Annotated in this window: 16 protein-coding genes; 10 read left to right on the top strand and 6 right to left on the bottom strand. The window is 60.5% G+C overall.

From position 1 onward, the window contains the following. Nucleotides 1-4 precede the first annotated feature (4 nt). From ACODTD_RS11410 to ACODTD_RS11400, 3 genes are all read right to left on the bottom strand, one after another. The gene (locus ACODTD_RS11410) at nucleotides 5-646 is read right to left on the bottom strand and encodes a thiol:disulfide interchange protein DsbA/DsbL (protein ID WP_039764866.1); all 642 of its coding nucleotides are present in this window, start codon (nucleotides 644-646) and stop codon (nucleotides 5-7) included. Between the two features lie 200 nt (nucleotides 647-846). Next, on the bottom strand, nucleotides 847-1,458 hold the full coding sequence (locus ACODTD_RS11405; RefSeq protein ID WP_011331776.1) for a c-type cytochrome: 612 nt from the start codon (nucleotides 1,456-1,458) through the stop codon (nucleotides 847-849). A 32-nt stretch (nucleotides 1,459-1,490) separates the two neighbouring features. Then, a complete protein-coding gene (locus tag ACODTD_RS11400; RefSeq protein WP_041475093.1) occupies nucleotides 1,491-1,796 on the bottom strand; it encodes a c-type cytochrome in 306 nt (101 codons plus the stop codon). Nucleotides 1,797-1,987: 191 nt separating this feature from the next. On the opposite strand from ACODTD_RS11400, the gene yihA reads away from it, so the two are divergent. Next, nucleotides 1,988-2,632 carry a ribosome biogenesis GTP-binding protein YihA/YsxC gene (gene yihA, locus ACODTD_RS11395; RefSeq protein ID WP_011331778.1) on the top strand — a complete coding sequence of 215 codons (645 nt, stop codon included), beginning with the start codon at nucleotides 1,988-1,990 and terminating at the stop codon, nucleotides 2,630-2,632. 284 nt (nucleotides 2,633-2,916) lie between these two features. Here the strand turns inward: yihA and polA are convergent, their stop codons facing one another. After that, nucleotides 2,917-5,724: a DNA polymerase I gene (gene polA / locus ACODTD_RS11390; protein WP_011331779.1), complete on the bottom strand. Its 2,808-nt coding sequence runs from the start codon at nucleotides 5,722-5,724 to the stop codon at nucleotides 2,917-2,919. Nucleotides 5,725-5,798: 74 nt separating this feature from the next. Here polA and ACODTD_RS11385 point away from each other — a divergent pair, with 74 nt between their 5' ends. Together ACODTD_RS11385 and ACODTD_RS11380 are read left to right on the top strand one after the other, a co-directional pair. Further along, nucleotides 5,799-6,095 (top strand): DUF2782 domain-containing protein, encoded by a 297-nt coding sequence (locus ACODTD_RS11385; protein WP_011331780.1) that lies wholly within the window; start codon nucleotides 5,799-5,801, stop codon nucleotides 6,093-6,095. A 61-nt stretch (nucleotides 6,096-6,156) separates the two neighbouring features. Further along, on the top strand, nucleotides 6,157-7,110 hold the full coding sequence (locus ACODTD_RS11380; protein WP_011331781.1) for a homoserine kinase: 954 nt from the start codon (nucleotides 6,157-6,159) through the stop codon (nucleotides 7,108-7,110). 41 nt (nucleotides 7,111-7,151) lie between these two features. Here the strand turns inward: ACODTD_RS11380 and ACODTD_RS11375 are convergent, their stop codons facing one another. Then, nucleotides 7,152-8,081, bottom strand: coding sequence for a zinc ABC transporter substrate-binding protein (locus tag ACODTD_RS11375; protein ID WP_201819634.1), 930 nt, complete (start codon nucleotides 8,079-8,081; stop codon nucleotides 7,152-7,154). Nucleotides 8,082-8,138: 57 nt separating this feature from the next. Between ACODTD_RS11375 and zur the strand changes: the two genes are divergently transcribed. From zur to ACODTD_RS11355, 4 genes are read left to right on the top strand one after another with little or no spacing between them, the layout of a single operon-like run. After that, entirely contained in the window at nucleotides 8,139-8,621 is a 483-nt protein-coding gene (zur, locus tag ACODTD_RS11370) for a zinc uptake transcriptional repressor Zur (protein WP_011331783.1), read from the top strand. Beyond that, on the top strand, nucleotides 8,621-9,406 hold the full coding sequence (gene znuC / locus ACODTD_RS11365; protein ID WP_489104845.1) for a zinc ABC transporter ATP-binding protein ZnuC: 786 nt from the start codon (nucleotides 8,621-8,623) through the stop codon (nucleotides 9,404-9,406). Before zur ends, znuC begins: the two co-directional genes overlap by 1 nt. Beyond that, on the top strand, nucleotides 9,399-10,187 hold the full coding sequence (gene znuB / locus ACODTD_RS11360; RefSeq protein ID WP_489104844.1) for a zinc ABC transporter permease subunit ZnuB: 789 nt from the start codon (nucleotides 9,399-9,401) through the stop codon (nucleotides 10,185-10,187). The genes znuC and znuB overlap by 8 nt, the downstream gene beginning before the upstream one ends. Before the next feature lie 37 nt (nucleotides 10,188-10,224). Next, nucleotides 10,225-10,938 (top strand): PA5502 family lipoprotein, encoded by a 714-nt coding sequence (locus tag ACODTD_RS11355; protein ID WP_102621160.1) that lies wholly within the window; start codon nucleotides 10,225-10,227, stop codon nucleotides 10,936-10,938. A gap of 37 nt (nucleotides 10,939-10,975) precedes the next feature. Here ACODTD_RS11355 and katE read toward each other — a convergent pair whose 3' ends face one another. Next, nucleotides 10,976-13,117, bottom strand: coding sequence for a catalase HPII (gene katE, locus ACODTD_RS11350; protein WP_489104843.1), 2,142 nt, complete (start codon nucleotides 13,115-13,117; stop codon nucleotides 10,976-10,978). Nucleotides 13,118-13,377: 260 nt separating this feature from the next. Here katE and ACODTD_RS11345 point away from each other — a divergent pair, with 260 nt between their 5' ends. From ACODTD_RS11345 to ACODTD_RS11335, 3 genes are all read left to right on the top strand, one after another. Then, a complete protein-coding gene (locus ACODTD_RS11345) occupies nucleotides 13,378-14,385 on the top strand; it encodes a methionine ABC transporter ATP-binding protein (RefSeq protein WP_011331788.1) in 1,008 nt (335 codons plus the stop codon). After that, nucleotides 14,385-15,059 (top strand): methionine ABC transporter permease, encoded by a 675-nt coding sequence (locus tag ACODTD_RS11340; protein ID WP_011331789.1) that lies wholly within the window; start codon nucleotides 14,385-14,387, stop codon nucleotides 15,057-15,059. Before ACODTD_RS11345 ends, ACODTD_RS11340 begins: the two co-directional genes overlap by 1 nt. Nucleotides 15,060-15,132: 73 nt before the next feature. After that, a complete protein-coding gene (locus ACODTD_RS11335) occupies nucleotides 15,133-15,906 on the top strand; it encodes a MetQ/NlpA family ABC transporter substrate-binding protein (RefSeq protein WP_085647188.1) in 774 nt (257 codons plus the stop codon). Nucleotides 15,907-15,969: the final 63 nt, after the last annotated feature.

Raw genomic sequence — 15,969 nt, 5'->3', positions numbered from 1 at the left:
GCGCTTAGTTGGCGGCTGCCTTGTTGGCCGCTCGCTCCTTGGCCACCAGTTGGTCAGCCAGTTTCAACGCCTGTTCGGCCCCGCCGGCAGAGCCGATGTCAAAACGATACTTGCCGTTGACGATCATGGTTGGAACGCCGGAAATTTCATACTTCTTGGCCAGCTCGCGGGCTTTCACGATCTGACCCTTGATGGCGAACGAGTCGAAGGTGGCCAGGAACTTGTCCTTGTCCACGCCTTGAGTGGCGAGGAAGTCGGCCATGTCGTTCTTGTCGGTCAGCTTCTTGTGTTCTTTCTGGATCGCGTTGAACACGGCCGCGTGCACATTGTGCTCGACGCCCATGGCTTCCAGAGTCAGGAACATCTGGCCGTGAGCGTCCCACGGGCCACCGAACATCGCAGGAATGCGCACGAAGTTGACGTCGGACGGCAGTTTTTCAACCCACGGATTGATCACCGGCTCGAACGCGTAGCAGTGCGGGCAGCCATACCAGAACAGCTCGACCACTTCGATCTTGCCAGGCACGGCGACCGGTACCGGGTTGCTCAGCTCGACGTAAGGGGCAGCAGGGGCTTCGGCGGCCTGGGCGGTGACGCCGAACAGGCTGGCAGCGACGAGGGCGGCGCTGATGATCAGATTACGCATGCTTTACTCCTGGACAATTTTGGTCGCCTCGCGCGACCTGTTTTCAGACAGATCCTGGCGGGCATGAGTTCTGTAGTGTAACGGCAGCGGCCACAAAAAAGGGCGGCCAAAGCCACCCTTTTTATACTTCCTGCGACGGATTAATCGAGCGTTAACGTGGCAGGCGTTGGCCATTGCACGCACCGCTCGAATCGCATGTCTTAGTGCAGACCCTGAATGTAGCTGGAGACTGCCGCGATGTCTTCGTCGCTCAGCTTGCGGGCGATGGTACGCATGGTCATCGCGTCGCCGTCGTTGTTGCGGCCGGCTTCTTCCTTGCGGAAATCGGTCAGTTGCTTGGCGATGTACTGAGCGTGTTGGCCACCCAGGTGCGGGAAGCCGGCAGCTGCGTTGCCGGCACCGTTCGGCGAGTGGCAACCAGTGCAGGCTGGCAGGCCTTTCTCGAGGTTGCCGCCACGGAACAGGGCTTCACCGCGAGCGACGATCTTCGGATCGGCGGCGCCGACGCTGCCTTTCTGGCTGGCGAAGTAGGCGGCGATATCGGCCAGGTCCTGATCGCTCAGGTTGGTCAGCAGGCCGGTCATTTCCAGAACGGTGCGCTTGCCCGACTTGATGTCGTGCAATTGCTTGGTCAGGTAGCGTTCACCCTGTCCGGCCAGCTTTGGAAAGTTTGGCGCCATGCTGTTGCCATCCGGGCCATGGCAGGCGCCGCATACGGCGGCTTTTGCCTGGCCTGCGGCTGCATCACCGGAAGCATGGGCGAAGCCTGAGATTCCCACGGTCAACAGCAGACTCACGATCAGTTTGTTCATCAGCTAATCCAACTACGGCTAAGGGTTAAGAGTTATGGACCGGGCTTACTCTCGCTCATCCAGAGGATGAGGGCCTGGTAATCCTCGGCACTGCAGTCCATGCACAAACCACGCGGCGGCATCGCCTTGAAACCCTGGGTCACGTGTTGCACCAGCGTCTCCATACCTTTCGCCAACCTCGGCGTCCAAGCTGCCTGATCGCCTCTTTTGGGCGCCATGGGTAGTTGGCCGGAATGACAGGCTCCACAAACACGGTTGTACACGGCTTCCGGATCCTGTGTAGCCTGTGCGCTGTAAAGCGGCATCAAGACTCCGGCAGCCAGCAGCCATTTCGTCATAAAACGACCTTTTCAGGGTTGAGAGCGTTCTGCGTTCTAATGCGCAATCAAGGTCTGTCGCTCTCGTGAACTTCATCCTTCGCTGGGACAAAGCACACACAAAATCTGCGGCATTATATACTGGCGTCACTGAAACGGAAGCGACACCGCGTTCCGCGCCTAATCCCGGCGCCGCCCACATCGGAAATCCCATGCAACTCAAGAATCCCATCCTCGGCCTGTGCCAACAGTCCACGTTCATGCTCAGTGCCGCCAAAGTCGATCAGTGCCCCGACGACGAAGGCTTCGAAGTGGCGTTCGCCGGTCGTTCCAACGCCGGTAAATCCAGTGCGCTGAACACTCTGACTCACGCCAGCCTGGCGCGCACCTCGAAAACCCCGGGTCGCACACAGCTGTTGAACTTCTTCAAGCTAGACGATGAACGGCGTCTGGTCGACCTCCCGGGCTACGGTTATGCAAAAGTACCAATCCCGCTGAAGCAACACTGGCAGCGTCACCTTGAGGCTTACCTCGGTGGCCGCGAGAGTTTGAAGGGGCTGATTCTGATGATGGACATCCGTCATCCAATGACCGACTTCGACCTGCTGATGCTGGACTGGGCCGTTGCCGCCGGCATGCCGATGCACATTCTGCTGACCAAGGCAGACAAGCTGACCTACGGCGCAGCCAAGAACACGCTGCTCAAGGTGCAGTCGGAAATCCGTAAGGGTTGGGGCGATCAAGTGACGATCCAGCTGTTCTCCGCACCAAAACGCATGGGCCTGGAAGAGGCTTACACTGTGTTGGCGGGCTGGATGGAGTTGGCGGATAAAGGCGCTGAATTGCCTGCTGAGTAAATCGCAGGCAAAAAAAGCCCCGGACTTCATATGGGGAGGGAGAAGTTCCGGGGTTTAAGTTCCGAACCGCTAGGGCGGGGTTCAGATATCTGCCAACACTTAACACAACATAGGAGCATCGAAGGGCTTCACCAGCCATTCAGTATCTCTGAGTACCCTGGCGCAAGATTAGTTCAGATTCTTTTCAAAAAACTTTGGAATAAGCTCAAGAACAATCCGACCTAAGCCCCACTCGATGCCTTTGCCGCGACGCACTGTCGCGGCAAAATCCCGGCCCAGAGGCCTCAGTGCGCCTCGTCCCAGTTGTTGCCGACTCCCACTTCCACCAGCAACGGCACATCCAGTTTCGCGGCTTCGCTCATGTGCACGCGAATTTCTTCGCGAACCTGATCGACCAGATCCTCGCGGACCTCCAGCACCAGTTCGTCGTGCACCTGCAGGATGACTTTGGCGTCCAGCCCGGAAGCGCACAGCCAGTTATCCACTGCCACCATGGCTTTCTTGATGATGTCCGCTGCGGTGCCCTGCATCGGCGCGTTGATTGCCGTGCGTTCGGCGGCCGCGCGTTCCTGCGGCTTGTTGGAGTTGATGTCCGGCAGATACAGGCGACGACCGAAGATCGTTTCCACAAAGCCCTGGTCTGCTGCCTGGGCGCGGGTGCGATCCATGTATTCGCGAACGCCCGGATAACGCGCGAAGTAGGTGTCGATGTAGGCCTTGGCGGTCTTGGTATCGACGCCGATGTCCTTGCCCAGTTTCTGCGCGCCCATGCCGTAGATCAGACCGAAGTTGATCGCCTTGGCGCCCCGGCGCTGGTCAGACGTCACTTCATTCAGCTCGACCTTGAACACTTCGGCCGCCGTGGCGGTGTGCACGTCCAGGTTATTGCGGAAAGCATTCATCAGGCCTTCGTCGCGGGACAGGTGGGCCATGATCCGCAGTTCGATCTGCGAGTAGTCCGCTGCCAGCAGTTTGTAACCTTTCGGCGCAACGAACGCCTGACGGATGCGTCGGCCTTCGGCGGTGCGCACCGGGATGTTCTGCAGGTTCGGATCGCTCGACGACAAGCGACCGGTCGACGCAACGGCCTGATGGTACGAAGTGTGGATACGCCCGGTACGCGGGTTGATCTGCTCCGGCAGGCGATCGGTGTAGGTGCTTTTCAGCTTGCTCATGGAACGGTGTTCCATCAGCACTTTCGGCAAGCGGTGATCGTCTTCGGCCAGTTTCGCCAACACTTCTTCGGCGGTGGACGGCTGGCCCTTGGCGGTCTTCTTCAGCACCGGCAGGCCAAGTTTTTCGTAGAGGATCACGCCCAGCTGCTTCGGCGAACCGAGGTTGAATTCTTCACCGGCAATCTCGAAGGCTTCACGCTCCAGCGCGATCATTTTGTTACCCAGTTCAATGCTCTGGATGCCGAGCAGTTCAGCGTCGACGAACGCGCCCTGGCGCTCGATGCGAGCAAGCACTGGCACCAGCGGGATCTCGATATCGGTCAGTACACTCGCCAGGCTCGGGATAGCGCTGAGCTTGTCGAACAGCGTCTGGTGCAGGCGCAGGGTCACGTCGGCATCTTCGGCGGCATACGGCCCGGCCTGTTCCAGGGCGATCTGGTCGAAGGTCAGTTGCTTGGCGCCTTTGCCGGCGATGTCCTGAAAACTCACGGTGGTGTGATCCAGGTACTTCTGCGCTAGGCTGTCCATGTCGTGGCGGGTGGCGGTGGAGTTGAGCACATAGGACTCAAGCATCGTGTCGAAGGCAATTCCGCGCACGGTGATGCCTTCGTTCTGATCGCCACCGATGGCGCAGTTGGCCAGGATGTTCATGTCGAACTTGGCGTGCTGGCCGACCTTGAGCTTGTTCGGGTCTTCAAGGATCGGCTTGAGTGCGCGCAGCACAGTGTCGCGATCCAGCTGCTCCGGCACGCCGATGTAGGAGTGGGTCAGCGGGATGTAGGCCGCTTCGTTGGCCTGCACCGCGAAGGACAAGCCGACCAGCTGCGCCTGTTGCGCGTCGATGCCGGTGGTTTCGGTGTCGAAGGCGAACAGTTTGGCGTTCTTCAGCTTTTCCAGCCAAACGTCGAATCGCGCCTGATCGAGGATGGTTTCGTACGCGGCTTCAGCCGGAGCGGCGGGCGCTTCCTCTTCGGCAGGCGCGCTGAACAGATCACCGGCCGGCACAGGCTCGGCGGCCGCGCTCAGTTCCTGGCGCTTGGCATCGCGATCCAGGTCATTCAGCCAACTCTTGAATTCCAGCAGGGTGTACAACTCGTAAAGCTTGGCCGGATCTTCCGGACCCATTTGCAGGTCGTCGAGGCCGATATCCAGCGGCACGTCGACCTTGATGGTCGCCAGTTGATAAGAGAGGAAGGCCATTTCCTTGTGTTCTTCGAGCTTGGCCGGCAGGGTCTTGGCGCCACGGATCGGCAGGGTCGGCACGATGTCGAGCTGCGCATACAGCTCGGTCAGGCCGCCGTTGACGCCTACCAGCAGGCCGGAAGCGGTTTTCGGGCCGATGCCGGGAACGCCCGGGATGTTGTCGGAGGAATCGCCCATCAGGGCCAGATAATCGATGATCTGCTCTGGAGCGACGCCGAATTTCTCCTTCACGCCGTCCACATCCATCGAACTACCGGACATGGTGTTGACCAAGGTAATGTGGCCGTCGACCAGTTGCGCCATGTCCTTGTCGCCAGTGGAGATGATCACCGGGCGGTCGGCGGCCGCGCTGCTGCGGGCCAAGGTGCCGATCACGTCATCGGCCTCGACGCCTTCGACGCATAGCAGCGGGAAACCGAGGGCGATCACGCTCTGGTGCAGCGGCTCGATCTGCACGCGCATGTCGTCCGGCATGCTTGGGCGGTTGGCCTTGTATTCGGCGTACATCTCATCGCGAAATGTCCCACCCTTGGCGTCGAACACTACCGCGAACGGGCTGTCCGGATACTGCTTGCGCAGGCTCTTGAGCATGTTCAGCACGCCTTTGACCGCACCGGTCGGCAGGCCTTTGGAGGTGGTCAGCGGTGGCAGCGCGTGAAAGGCGCGGTACAGGTAAGACGAACCGTCCACCAGGACGAGGGGGGCTTGGCTCATGAGCAGAATCAACCTTTTCGGCGGGCCCGGCGCTAGAATAGCGGGACCGTTGACGACAAAGGGACAAGGTTATCATGCGTACGTTAAATCGCTTGCTGCTGGTCAGTCTGATTGCTGTCTCACCGCTGGCCGCGATCGCGGCGGATGATGCGCCATCGTCGGAGCCGGAAGTTACCATTAGCACGCACACCGAAGGCGACAAGGTCATTCAGGAATACAGCCGGAGTGGGTTCGTGTATGCGATCAAGGTCACACCGAAGGGCGGTAAACCCTATTTCCTGGTGCGCGCCGATGGTACGGACGCGAACTACATCCGGTCCGACCAGCCGGATATGCTGATTCCGTCGTGGGAAATCTTTACCTGGAAGTAAGTTTCCTGACTTTTAATCGGCGCCGTCTGATAACGGCGCCAGAACTGAGCAGTTTTTAACCATGTCTGTGTTCACCCCCCTGGCTCGGCCCGAGCTGGAAACCTTTCTCGCCCCGTACGGGCTCGGCCGTCTGCTCGATTTCCAGGGGATCGCCGCCGGCAGCGAAAACACCAACTTCTTCATCAGCATGGAAAAGGGCGAGTTCGTCCTGACCCTGGTCGAGCGCGGCCCGGTGCAGGAAATGCCTTTCTTCATCGACCTGCTCGACGTCCTGCACGAAGCCGATCTGCCGGTGCCTTACGCACTGCGCACCACCGACGGTGTGGCCCTGCGCGAGCTGAAGGGCAAACCGGCATTGCTGCAACCGCGCCTGGCTGGCAAGCACATCAAGCAGGCCAACGCCCAGCATTGCGCGCAGGTCGGTGACTTGCAGGCGCATCTGCACCTGGCGACCCAGGGCGACAACATGATCAAGCGCAAGACCGATCGTGGCCTGGACTGGATGCTGGAAGAGGGTACGCAGTTTCTTTCGCACCTGAGCGATGAGCCGCGCGCACTGCTGCAGAAGGCGCTGGACGAAATCACCCAACAGAGAGAGAAAATTCTCGCGCTGCCACGGGCGAACATCCACGCCGACCTGTTCCGCGACAACGCGATGTTCGAAGGCACACACCTGACCGGGTTGATCGACTTCTACAACGCCTGCTCCGGGCCGATGCTCTATGACGTGGCGATTGCTCTGAACGACTGGTGTTCGGACGATAACGGCCTGATCGACGGCCCGCGTGCGCGTGCGTTCCTTGGCGCCTACGCGGCACTGCGTCCATTCACGGCGGCCGAAGCCGAGCTGTGGCCGACCATGCTGCGAGTGGCGTGCGTTCGGTTCTGGCTGTCGCGCCTGATTGCGGCGGAATCGTTCGCCGGGCAGGACGTGCTGATTCACGATCCGAAAGAGTTCGAGCAGCGGCTGGCGCAGCGTCAGACGGTCAGTACGCCGCTACCTTTCGCCCTGTAAAAGAAAAAACCGCAGCCTGTGCAGGCTGCGGTTTTTTTGTATCAGAGCGATTCGAGACAACCCGCCAGATCATTCCCGAGCTTCTCCAGCACTTGCTCATAACCCTGAGCCGTGGCTGGCGTGTACCCGCCCAAAGCATCCAGCTCCGCCAGCTTCACCGGCAGGCCCGCCACCAGGGTCTCGGCCAGTCGTGGACGCAGCGGCGGCTCACTGAACACGCAGGTCTTGCCGACCTCCTGCAAACGCGTGCGCATCGCCGCTACATGCTGGGCACCGGGTTGCACTTCTGCTGCAACGCTGAACACGCCGGTGTGTTTCAAGCCGTAGGCGTCTTCGAAGTAATCGAAGGCTTCGTGGAAGACGAAGTAGGGTTTGCCTTCAACACTGGCCAGACGTTTCTTCAAACGCTGATCCAGTGCATCCAGACGCTCGTCGAACGCTTTGGCGTTACTCTGATAACGCTCGGCGTTGGCCGGGTCAGCAGCGCTCAAGTCGGCGGCCATTTTGTCGGCAATAACCCGCGCGTTCACCGGCGATAGCCACAAATGCGCATCGAGGCTGCCCGGGCGATGGTCGTGATCGTGTTCGTCGGCTTCTTCGGCATGGGAGTGGCTGTCCGCGGCGAAGCGGCGCAGTTTCATGCCCGGCAGGTCCTGCACGGCAACGCTCGGCAGCGTACGACCGTTCAGCACGCGAGGCAGGAAACCTTCCATGTCCGGGCCGATCCAGTACAGCAGATCCACCGATTGCACCTTGCGTACGTCGGACGGACGCAACGCGTAGTTATGTGGCGAAGCCCCCGGTGGCAGCAGCACTTCCGGAATCGCCACGCCGTCCTGCACCGCAGCGGCAATCAGTTGCAGGGGCTTGATGCTGGTTAGGACTCTGACCTCGGCCTGAGCCGGGCCGATCAGCAGAAAACCGGTGATGAATACGACAAAAACAGAAAAAAGTCGGGACACGATGACCACTCAATGAGGCGAGAACGGGTAACATAATAACGTCTCTAACCAAACTCGTCGCCGCTCATGCCTATTACACCGATTGCCAGCCGTCCCCACGACCACTCGCACTGCGTTCATAGCGCGCTGTCCGAGGCCGATGCTCTGTGTGCACAGAAAGGCCTGCGCCTGACCGCGCTGCGCCGGCGGGTGCTGGAGCTGGTCTGGCAGAGCCACAAGCCGCTGGGTGCCTACGACATTCTGGCGGTGCTCAGCGAGCAGGACGGCCGCCGCGCCGCGCCGCCAACCGTGTACCGCGCGCTGGATTTCCTGCTGGAAAACGGTCTGGTGCACCGCATCTCCTCGCTCAACGCCTTCGTCGGCTGTGTTCACCCGAAACATTCGCACCAAGGCCAGTTCCTGATCTGCCGTGAATGCCACGCCGCCATCGAGCTTGAGCAAAAAACCATCAGCGACGCCATCGTCCACAGCGCTAAGGATGTCGGCTTCATCGTTGAGGCCCAGACCGTCGAAGTGGTCGGTCTCTGCTCCGGTTGCCGGGGGGCTTGATGAGCGATGCGCTGATCCGTCTGGAGCAGGTGGCGGTCCGGTTTGCCGGGCAGAACGTGCTGGACAACATTCACCTGAGCGTCGAACCGGGGCAGATCGTCACCCTGATCGGCCCCAACGGCGCCGGCAAGACCACGCTGGTGCGCGCCGTGCTCGGTCTGTTGAAACCCGACAGCGGCAGCGTCTGGCGCAAGCCGAAACTGCGCGTTGGTTACATGCCGCAAAAACTTCACGTCGATCCGACCTTGCCATTGTCGGTGCTGCGCTTCCTGCGGCTGGTGCCGGGCGTCGATCGCCCACGTGCGCTGGCGGCACTCAAGGAAGTCGGCGCCGAGCATGTCATCGACAGCCCGGTGCAAAGCGTTTCCGGCGGTGAAATGCAGCGCGTGCTGCTGGCCCGGGCACTGCTTCGCGAGCCGGAATTGCTGGTACTTGATGAGCCGGTGCAGGGCGTCGATGTCGCCGGGCAAGCCGAGCTGTACAGCCTGATCACCCGCCTGCGCGACCGTCATGGCTGTGGCGTATTGATGGTTTCCCACGATCTGCATCTGGTGATGAGCACCACCGATCAGGTGGTATGCCTCAACCGTCACGTCTGCTGCTCCGGGCATCCTGAGCAGGTCAGTGGCGACCCGGCCTTCGTCGAGCTGTTCGGCAACAACGCGCCGAGCCTGGCGATCTATCACCACCATCATGACCACGCCCACGACCTGCACGGTTCGGTGGTCAAGGGCCCCGCGTCGGGCCAACCTCACGTTCACGGAGATAGCTGCAAGCATGGCTGATTTTCTGTTCTACGCCCTGCTTGCAGGTCTGGCGCTGGCGGTGGTCGCGGGGCCGCTCGGCTCGTTCGTGGTCTGGCGGCGCATGGCCTATTTCGGCGATACGCTGTCCCACGCCGCATTGCTCGGCGTGGCGTTGGGCTTTTTGCTGGATGTCAGCCCGACCGTGGCGGTGACCGTGGGCTGTCTGCTGCTGGCGGTGTTGCTGGTGACCTTGCAGCAGCGTCAGCCACTGGCGTCCGACACGCTTCTGGGAATTCTCGCACCAAGCACGCTCTCTCTCGGGCTGGTGGTACTAAGCTTCATGCATGAAGTGCGGATCGACCTGATGGCCTATCTGTTCGGCGACCTGCTGGCGATCAGCCCGACCGATCTGGCGTGGATCCTCGGCGGCAGCGCGGCGGTGCTGGTGCTGCTGGTGACCTTGTGGCGCCCGCTGCTGGCAATCACCGTGCACGAAGAGCTGGCCAGGGTCGAAGGCCTGCCCGTGGCCGGTTTGCGCCTGGCGCTGATGCTGTTGATCGCGGTGGTGATCGCAGTGGCGATGAAAATCGTTGGTGTGTTGCTGATTACTTCGCTGTTGATCATCCCGGCGGCTGCGGCACAACGTCACGCCCGTTCACCGGAGCAGATGGCACTGGGCGCGAGCGTGCTGGGCATGCTCGCCGTGTGTGGCGGGCTGGCGCTGTCCTGGTTCAAGGACACCCCGGCGGGCCCGTCAATCGTTGTGACGGCGGCCGCACTGTTTCTGCTGAGTTTTGTTCTGCCCCGTCGAGGGGTGTAGACTTGCTCGTTTTTTGCGCAAATAGAGAGTCGCAGGAATGAAGCCGTTCGCCTCCCGTTATCTGCTCCTTGTCGCATTTTCAGTGCTGCTGGGCGCCTGCCAAAGCACGCCGCCGGTGGCCGAAGCCCCCGATGCGCGGGCCACGGCCATCGCACAGCTGGAGCAAAGCCTGGCCAGCAGCGAACTGGCCACAGCCGAAGACCAATTGGCAGCCTTGCAGGCCGAAACGCCCAACGATCAGTCCCTTGAGCAATACCAGCGCCAGTTGGCCGAGGCCTATCTGCGCCGCAGCCAGATCGTCCTGCAGAAGGGCGATGTGAATGCTGCCGCAACCGCTTTGGCCCGCGCCCGCGCGCTGATGCCCAAGGCCCCGGCGCTGACCGGTGGCGTCAACGGTGCTATCACCGAAGCCCGCAAGGCTGAGCTGGAGAAAGCCGAAGCGGCACTTCAGGCCGCCGAAGCCAAGCCGAAAGCCAAGGTGATCGATCCGACCGCCGAAAGCACCACGGTTGCGCTGAATATCACCGATAGCCGCAAACTTCGCCGTCAACTCGACGCGATCGCCGCCGATGTGGTGAATTACGACTGTGCGGTGAGCATTCAGGCGCCGCGCACCAATGATTACCCGTGGCTGGCGACGTTGATCACCAAACGCGTGAAGAAGCTCGATCCGGATTTCGATCTGCAGATCGAGAAACAGATCTTGCGCACAGTTCCGGCACAGATGGTCTTGAGCCCACGCAAACCTTGAATGACCGCAGCCTGCATTTCGCAGGCTGCGGTTTTTTTCAGGCCGGAATCGCCTTGGCCTTCGCTTCCCGATCCCAAACCCGATGCTGCCCGATCGCAGCAAAGAATGGTTTGGTCAGCGCGCCAACATCCTTGCCCTCCAGTAACCCGGCATCCGCCTCCAGCTTCAGCACATCCAGCAACTGCTTGGCCTCACCCTGCAGCGCAATCGCCTTCAGGTGTTTGTACGCCTCCAGCAGGTAATGCAACGCCACACCGTCACCGCTCAATGCCTTGATCGACGCCGCGCCACCCGGCACGAACACCGCGTCGAACGCCACCGAAGGCAAACCTTCCATCGACGCATCCACCGCCAGGCTTTTGCCATCGGCGGTTTTCACCGGCGCCGAGGTCGGGCCGAGCAGTTTGGCGTGCGCACCCTCTGCCGTCAGCGCCTTCTTCATCGCATCAATTGCCGCACCATCGACACCATTGGCTGCAAGGATCGCGACTTTTCGTGTCTTGATGTTCTCCGGCAACAGGTTGGCCTGACTCAACGATGGTGAGCGATCCAGCGATGTTTTCGGTACGTCGACGGTGCCTTTGCCTGGCGCTGGCAGACCCAGGTTGGCCGCCACGCGTTTGGCCAGCTCCAGATCGATGTTGGCGAGAATCTCGTTCACTTGCCGCGCCCGGATGAATTCACGCTCAACCTTGCCGAGTTCGAAACTGTAGGCGGCGATGATGTGCTCTTTCTCGTGCGCGCTCATGCTGTTGAAAAACAACCGCGCTTGGGAGAAGTGGTCGCTGAACGACTCGCTGCGCTGGCGGATCTTGTTGGCGTCGATGCGTTCCGGATAGCTTTCGAACCCGCCGTCCTGAGCGGCCGGTGGGGTTTCTTTCGGCCAGCCGCCATCGATGGAGTTCGGCTCGTAAGACGCCCGGCCCTTGTCGATCACCGTACGGTGCTGGGCATCGCGCTGGCCGTTGTGGAACGGTGCCACTGGGCGATTGATCGGCAACTCATGAAAGTTCGGCCCGCCGAGTCGGCTGATCTGCGTGTCGGTGTAGGAAAACAGCCGGCCTTGCAGCAGTGGGTCATTGGAGAAGTCGATGCCCGGCACGATATGGCCGGGGCAGAACGCAACCTGCTCGGTTTCGGCGAAGAAGTTGTCCGGGTTGCGGTTGAGGGTCATCTTGCCCAATGGCGTGATAGGAACAATTTCCTCGGGAATCAGCTTGGTCGGGTCGAGAATGTCGAAATCGAAGTCGTGTTCGTTTTCCTCTTCGATGACCTGAACGCCGAGTTCCCATTCCGGGTAGTCGCCCATTTCGATGGCTTCCCAGAGATCGCGCCGATGGTAGTCGGTGTCTTTGCCCGCAAGTTTTTGCGCCTCGTCCCACACCAAAGAACAGGTGCCGGCGGTAGGGCGCCAGTGGAATTTGACGAAGCGCGATTTGCCCTCGGCATTGATCAGCCGGAAGGTGTGCACACCGAAGCCCTGCATGCTGCGCAGGCTTTTCGGGATAGCCCGGTCGGACATGGCCCAGATGACCATGTGTGCCGATTCCGGCACCAGCGACACGAAGTCCCAGAAGGTGTCGTGTGCCGAGCCGCCGGTGGGGATCTCGTTATGCGGCTCGGGTTTTACGGCGTGGACGAAGTCGGGAAACTTGATCGCGTCCTGGATGAAAAATACCGGCATATTGTTGCCGACCAGATCGAAGTTGCCTTCGTCGGTGAAGAACTTCACGGCAAAACCACGCACGTCACGCACCGTGTCGCCGGAACCGCGTGGCCCCTGTACCGTGGAAAAACGCACGAACACTGGGGTTTTCTTCCCCGGATCCTGCAGGAAACCGGCCTTGGTCAGCGTCGAATGGTTCTCGTAGCTCTGAAAGAAACCATGGGCGCCGGTGCCGCGGGCGTGGACGATGCGCTCGGGAATCCGTTCATGGTCAAAGTGCGTGATCTTTTCACGCATGATGAAGTCTTCCAAAAGCGACGGCCCGCGAGCTCCGGCCTTGAGGGTGTTCTGATTATCAGCAATTTTCACGCCCTGGTTGGTGCGCAGGGCCTGACCGGTAGCGTCGGAGCGAAACTTCTCCAGGCTGTCGAGTTTGGCATTGGTGTTGGCGCGATCCGGGGTATCGGTGCCGGCCAGTTGGCTTTTGTCATTGGCAGGTTTCTTGGTACTCATCAGTCATGAACTCCTGTTTGTTCCGGGATTGCCCCGGAACGCTTGAGTGTTTCCCAGGCACGGCACCCAGGGTTTTCAAGTCGCTTAAGTAGTGACTGACGAGGGTTTCGGGCGTTCCTTTTTTATGACCTTTGATCCTGTTATTGCCAAATCGAAGGTTATTTGCGAAATAAATGCTAAGAACCTCTATACGGACAGGCTAAAATGCGCGCCCGGCTAACCGCTGATCCTTTTCCAACGCGCCCCACAAGGTTCGCTACGTGATCGAGTTTCAAAACGTCCATAAGACTTACCGCGTCGCCGGTAAGGACATCACCGCGCTGCATCCGACCAGCTTCTCCATCGAGAACGGTCAGGTGTTCGGCCTGATTGGCCATTCCGGTGCGGGAAAAAGTACCCTGCTGCGTCTGATCAATCGCCTGGAGCAATCCAGTGGCGGCAAGATCATCGTCGACGGCGAAGAAGTCACCGCGCTGGACGCCAACGGCCTGCGCCGTTTCCGTCAGCAGGTCGGGATGATCTTCCAGCACTTCAACCTGCTGGCGTCCAAGACCGTGGCCGACAACGTCGCGCTGCCACTGACCCTGGCCGGCGAACTGTCCCGCGCCGAGATCGACCAGCGTGTGGCCGAGTTGCTGGCGCGGGTCGGTCTGTCCGATCACGCCAAAAAGTACCCGGCGCAGCTGTCCGGCGGTCAGAAGCAGCGTGTCGGCATTGCTCGCGCCCTGGCGACCAAACCGAAGATCCTGCTGTGCGACGAAGCCACCAGCGCTCTCGATCCGCAGACCACGGCATCGGTCCTGCAACTGCTGGCCGAGATCAACCGTGAACTGAAACTGACCATCGTCCTGATCACCCACGAGATGGATGTGATCCGCCGCGTGTGCGATCAGGTCGGCGTGATGGATGCCGGCGTGATCGTCGAGCAAGGTTCGGTGGCCGATGTGTTCCTGCATCCGAAGCACCCGACCACCAAGCGCTTTGTTCAGGAAAGCGAGCAGATCGACGAAAGCGAGCAGCGCGATGACTTCGCTCACGTGCCTGGCCGCATCGTGCGTCTGACCTTCCAGGGCGAAGCGACCTACGCGCCGTTGCTCGGTACCGTCGCCCGGGAAACCGGTGTGGACTACAGCATCCTGGCCGGTCGTATCGACCGCATCAAAGACATTCCCTACGGGCAATTGACCCTCGCCGTCACCGGTGGCGACATGGACGCAGCTTTCGCCCGCTTCACCGCCGCTGACGTTCACATGGAGGTGTTGCGCTAATGGAAGACCTGATGAGTTTCTTCACCAATATCGACTGGTACGAAATCTGGCTCGCCACTGGCGACACCCTGATGATGCTCGGCGGTTCGCTGCTGTTCACCGTGCTGCTCGGCCTGCCGCTGGGCGTGCTGCTGTTCCTGTGCAGCCCACGCCAGTTGCTCGAAGCCAAAGGCGTGTACGCCTTGCTGTCGTTGGTGGTGAACATCCTGCGTTCGCTGCCGTTCATCATTCTGTTGATCGTGATGATCCCGTTCACCGTGCTGATCACCGGCACCTCGCTCGGCGTGGCCGGTGCGATTCCGCCGCTGGTGGTAGGTGCAACGCCGTTCTTTGCGCGGCTGGTGGAAACCGCCCTGCGTGAAGTCGATCGCGGCATCATCGAAGCGACCCAGTCGATGGGTGCGACCACTCGCCAGATCATCATGAACGCCCTGCTGCCGGAGGCCCGTCCGGGCATCTTCGCAGCAATTACGGTGACGGCGATTACACTGGTTTCCTACACGGCGATGGCCGGTGTGGTCGGTGCCGGTGGCCTGGGTGACTTGGCGATCCGTTTCGGCTACCAGCGGTTCCAGACTGACGTGATGATCGTGACCGTGGTATTGCTGCTGATTCTGGTGCAAGTGCTGCAAATGGTCGGCGACCGACTGGTCGTGCACTTCTCGCGCAAATAACCGGTTTTGTAATGACATGAGCCGGCCATTCGCTGGCAGGCGCCAGACGGGCGCCGAAAAAGGAGTTAGCTGAATGAAAAAACTGATCGTTGCCCTGGCTGCCGTTGCAGCGTTCTCGGCCCACGCCGACGAAACCCTGACCGTTGCTGCCACTCCGGTACCGCACGCGGAAATCCTCGAATTCGTGAAGCCGGCACTGGCCAAAGAAGGCGTGGATCTGAAGGTCAAGGTCTTCACCGACTACGTACAGCCGAACGTACAAGTGGCCGAGAAGCGTCTGGATGCCAACTTCTTCCAGCACCAGCCGTACCTCGATGAATTCAACAAGGCCAAGGGCACCAGCCTGGTTTCCGTGACCGGCGTGCACCTGGAACCGCTGGGCGCCTACTCCAGCAAATTCAAGAAAATCGAAGAGCTGCCAAGCGGCGCCAACGTGGTGATCCCGAACGACGCCACCAACGGCGGCCGTGCGCTGTTGCTGCTGGCCAAGGCCGGCGTGATCACCCTGAAGGATCCGACCAACATTCTGTCGACCGTCAAGGACATCGCCCAGAACCCGAAAGACCTGAAGATCCGTGAACTGGAAGCCGCGACCATCCCTCGCGTGCTGACCCAGGTCGACCTGGCGCTGATCAACACCAACTACGCGCTGGAAGCCAAGCTCGATCCGTCCAAGGATGCGCTGGTCATCGAAGGCAGCGACTCGCCTTACGTGAACATCCTGGTGTCCCGCGCGGACAACAAGGACAGCGACGCGATGAAGAAACTGGCTGCCGCCCTGCACAGCCCGGAAGTGAAGAAATTCATTACCGAGAAGTACAAAGGCGCGGTGTTGCCGGCGTTCTAATCTGATCATGTCTAGTCCTGAAATAGGTTTACACCTGTTTCAGCCTCAAAACGCCCGATGCAC

It is taken from the genome of Pseudomonas sp. FG35, from assembly GCF_057809295.1.
This window is presented reverse-complemented; position numbering and strand designations above follow the sequence as displayed.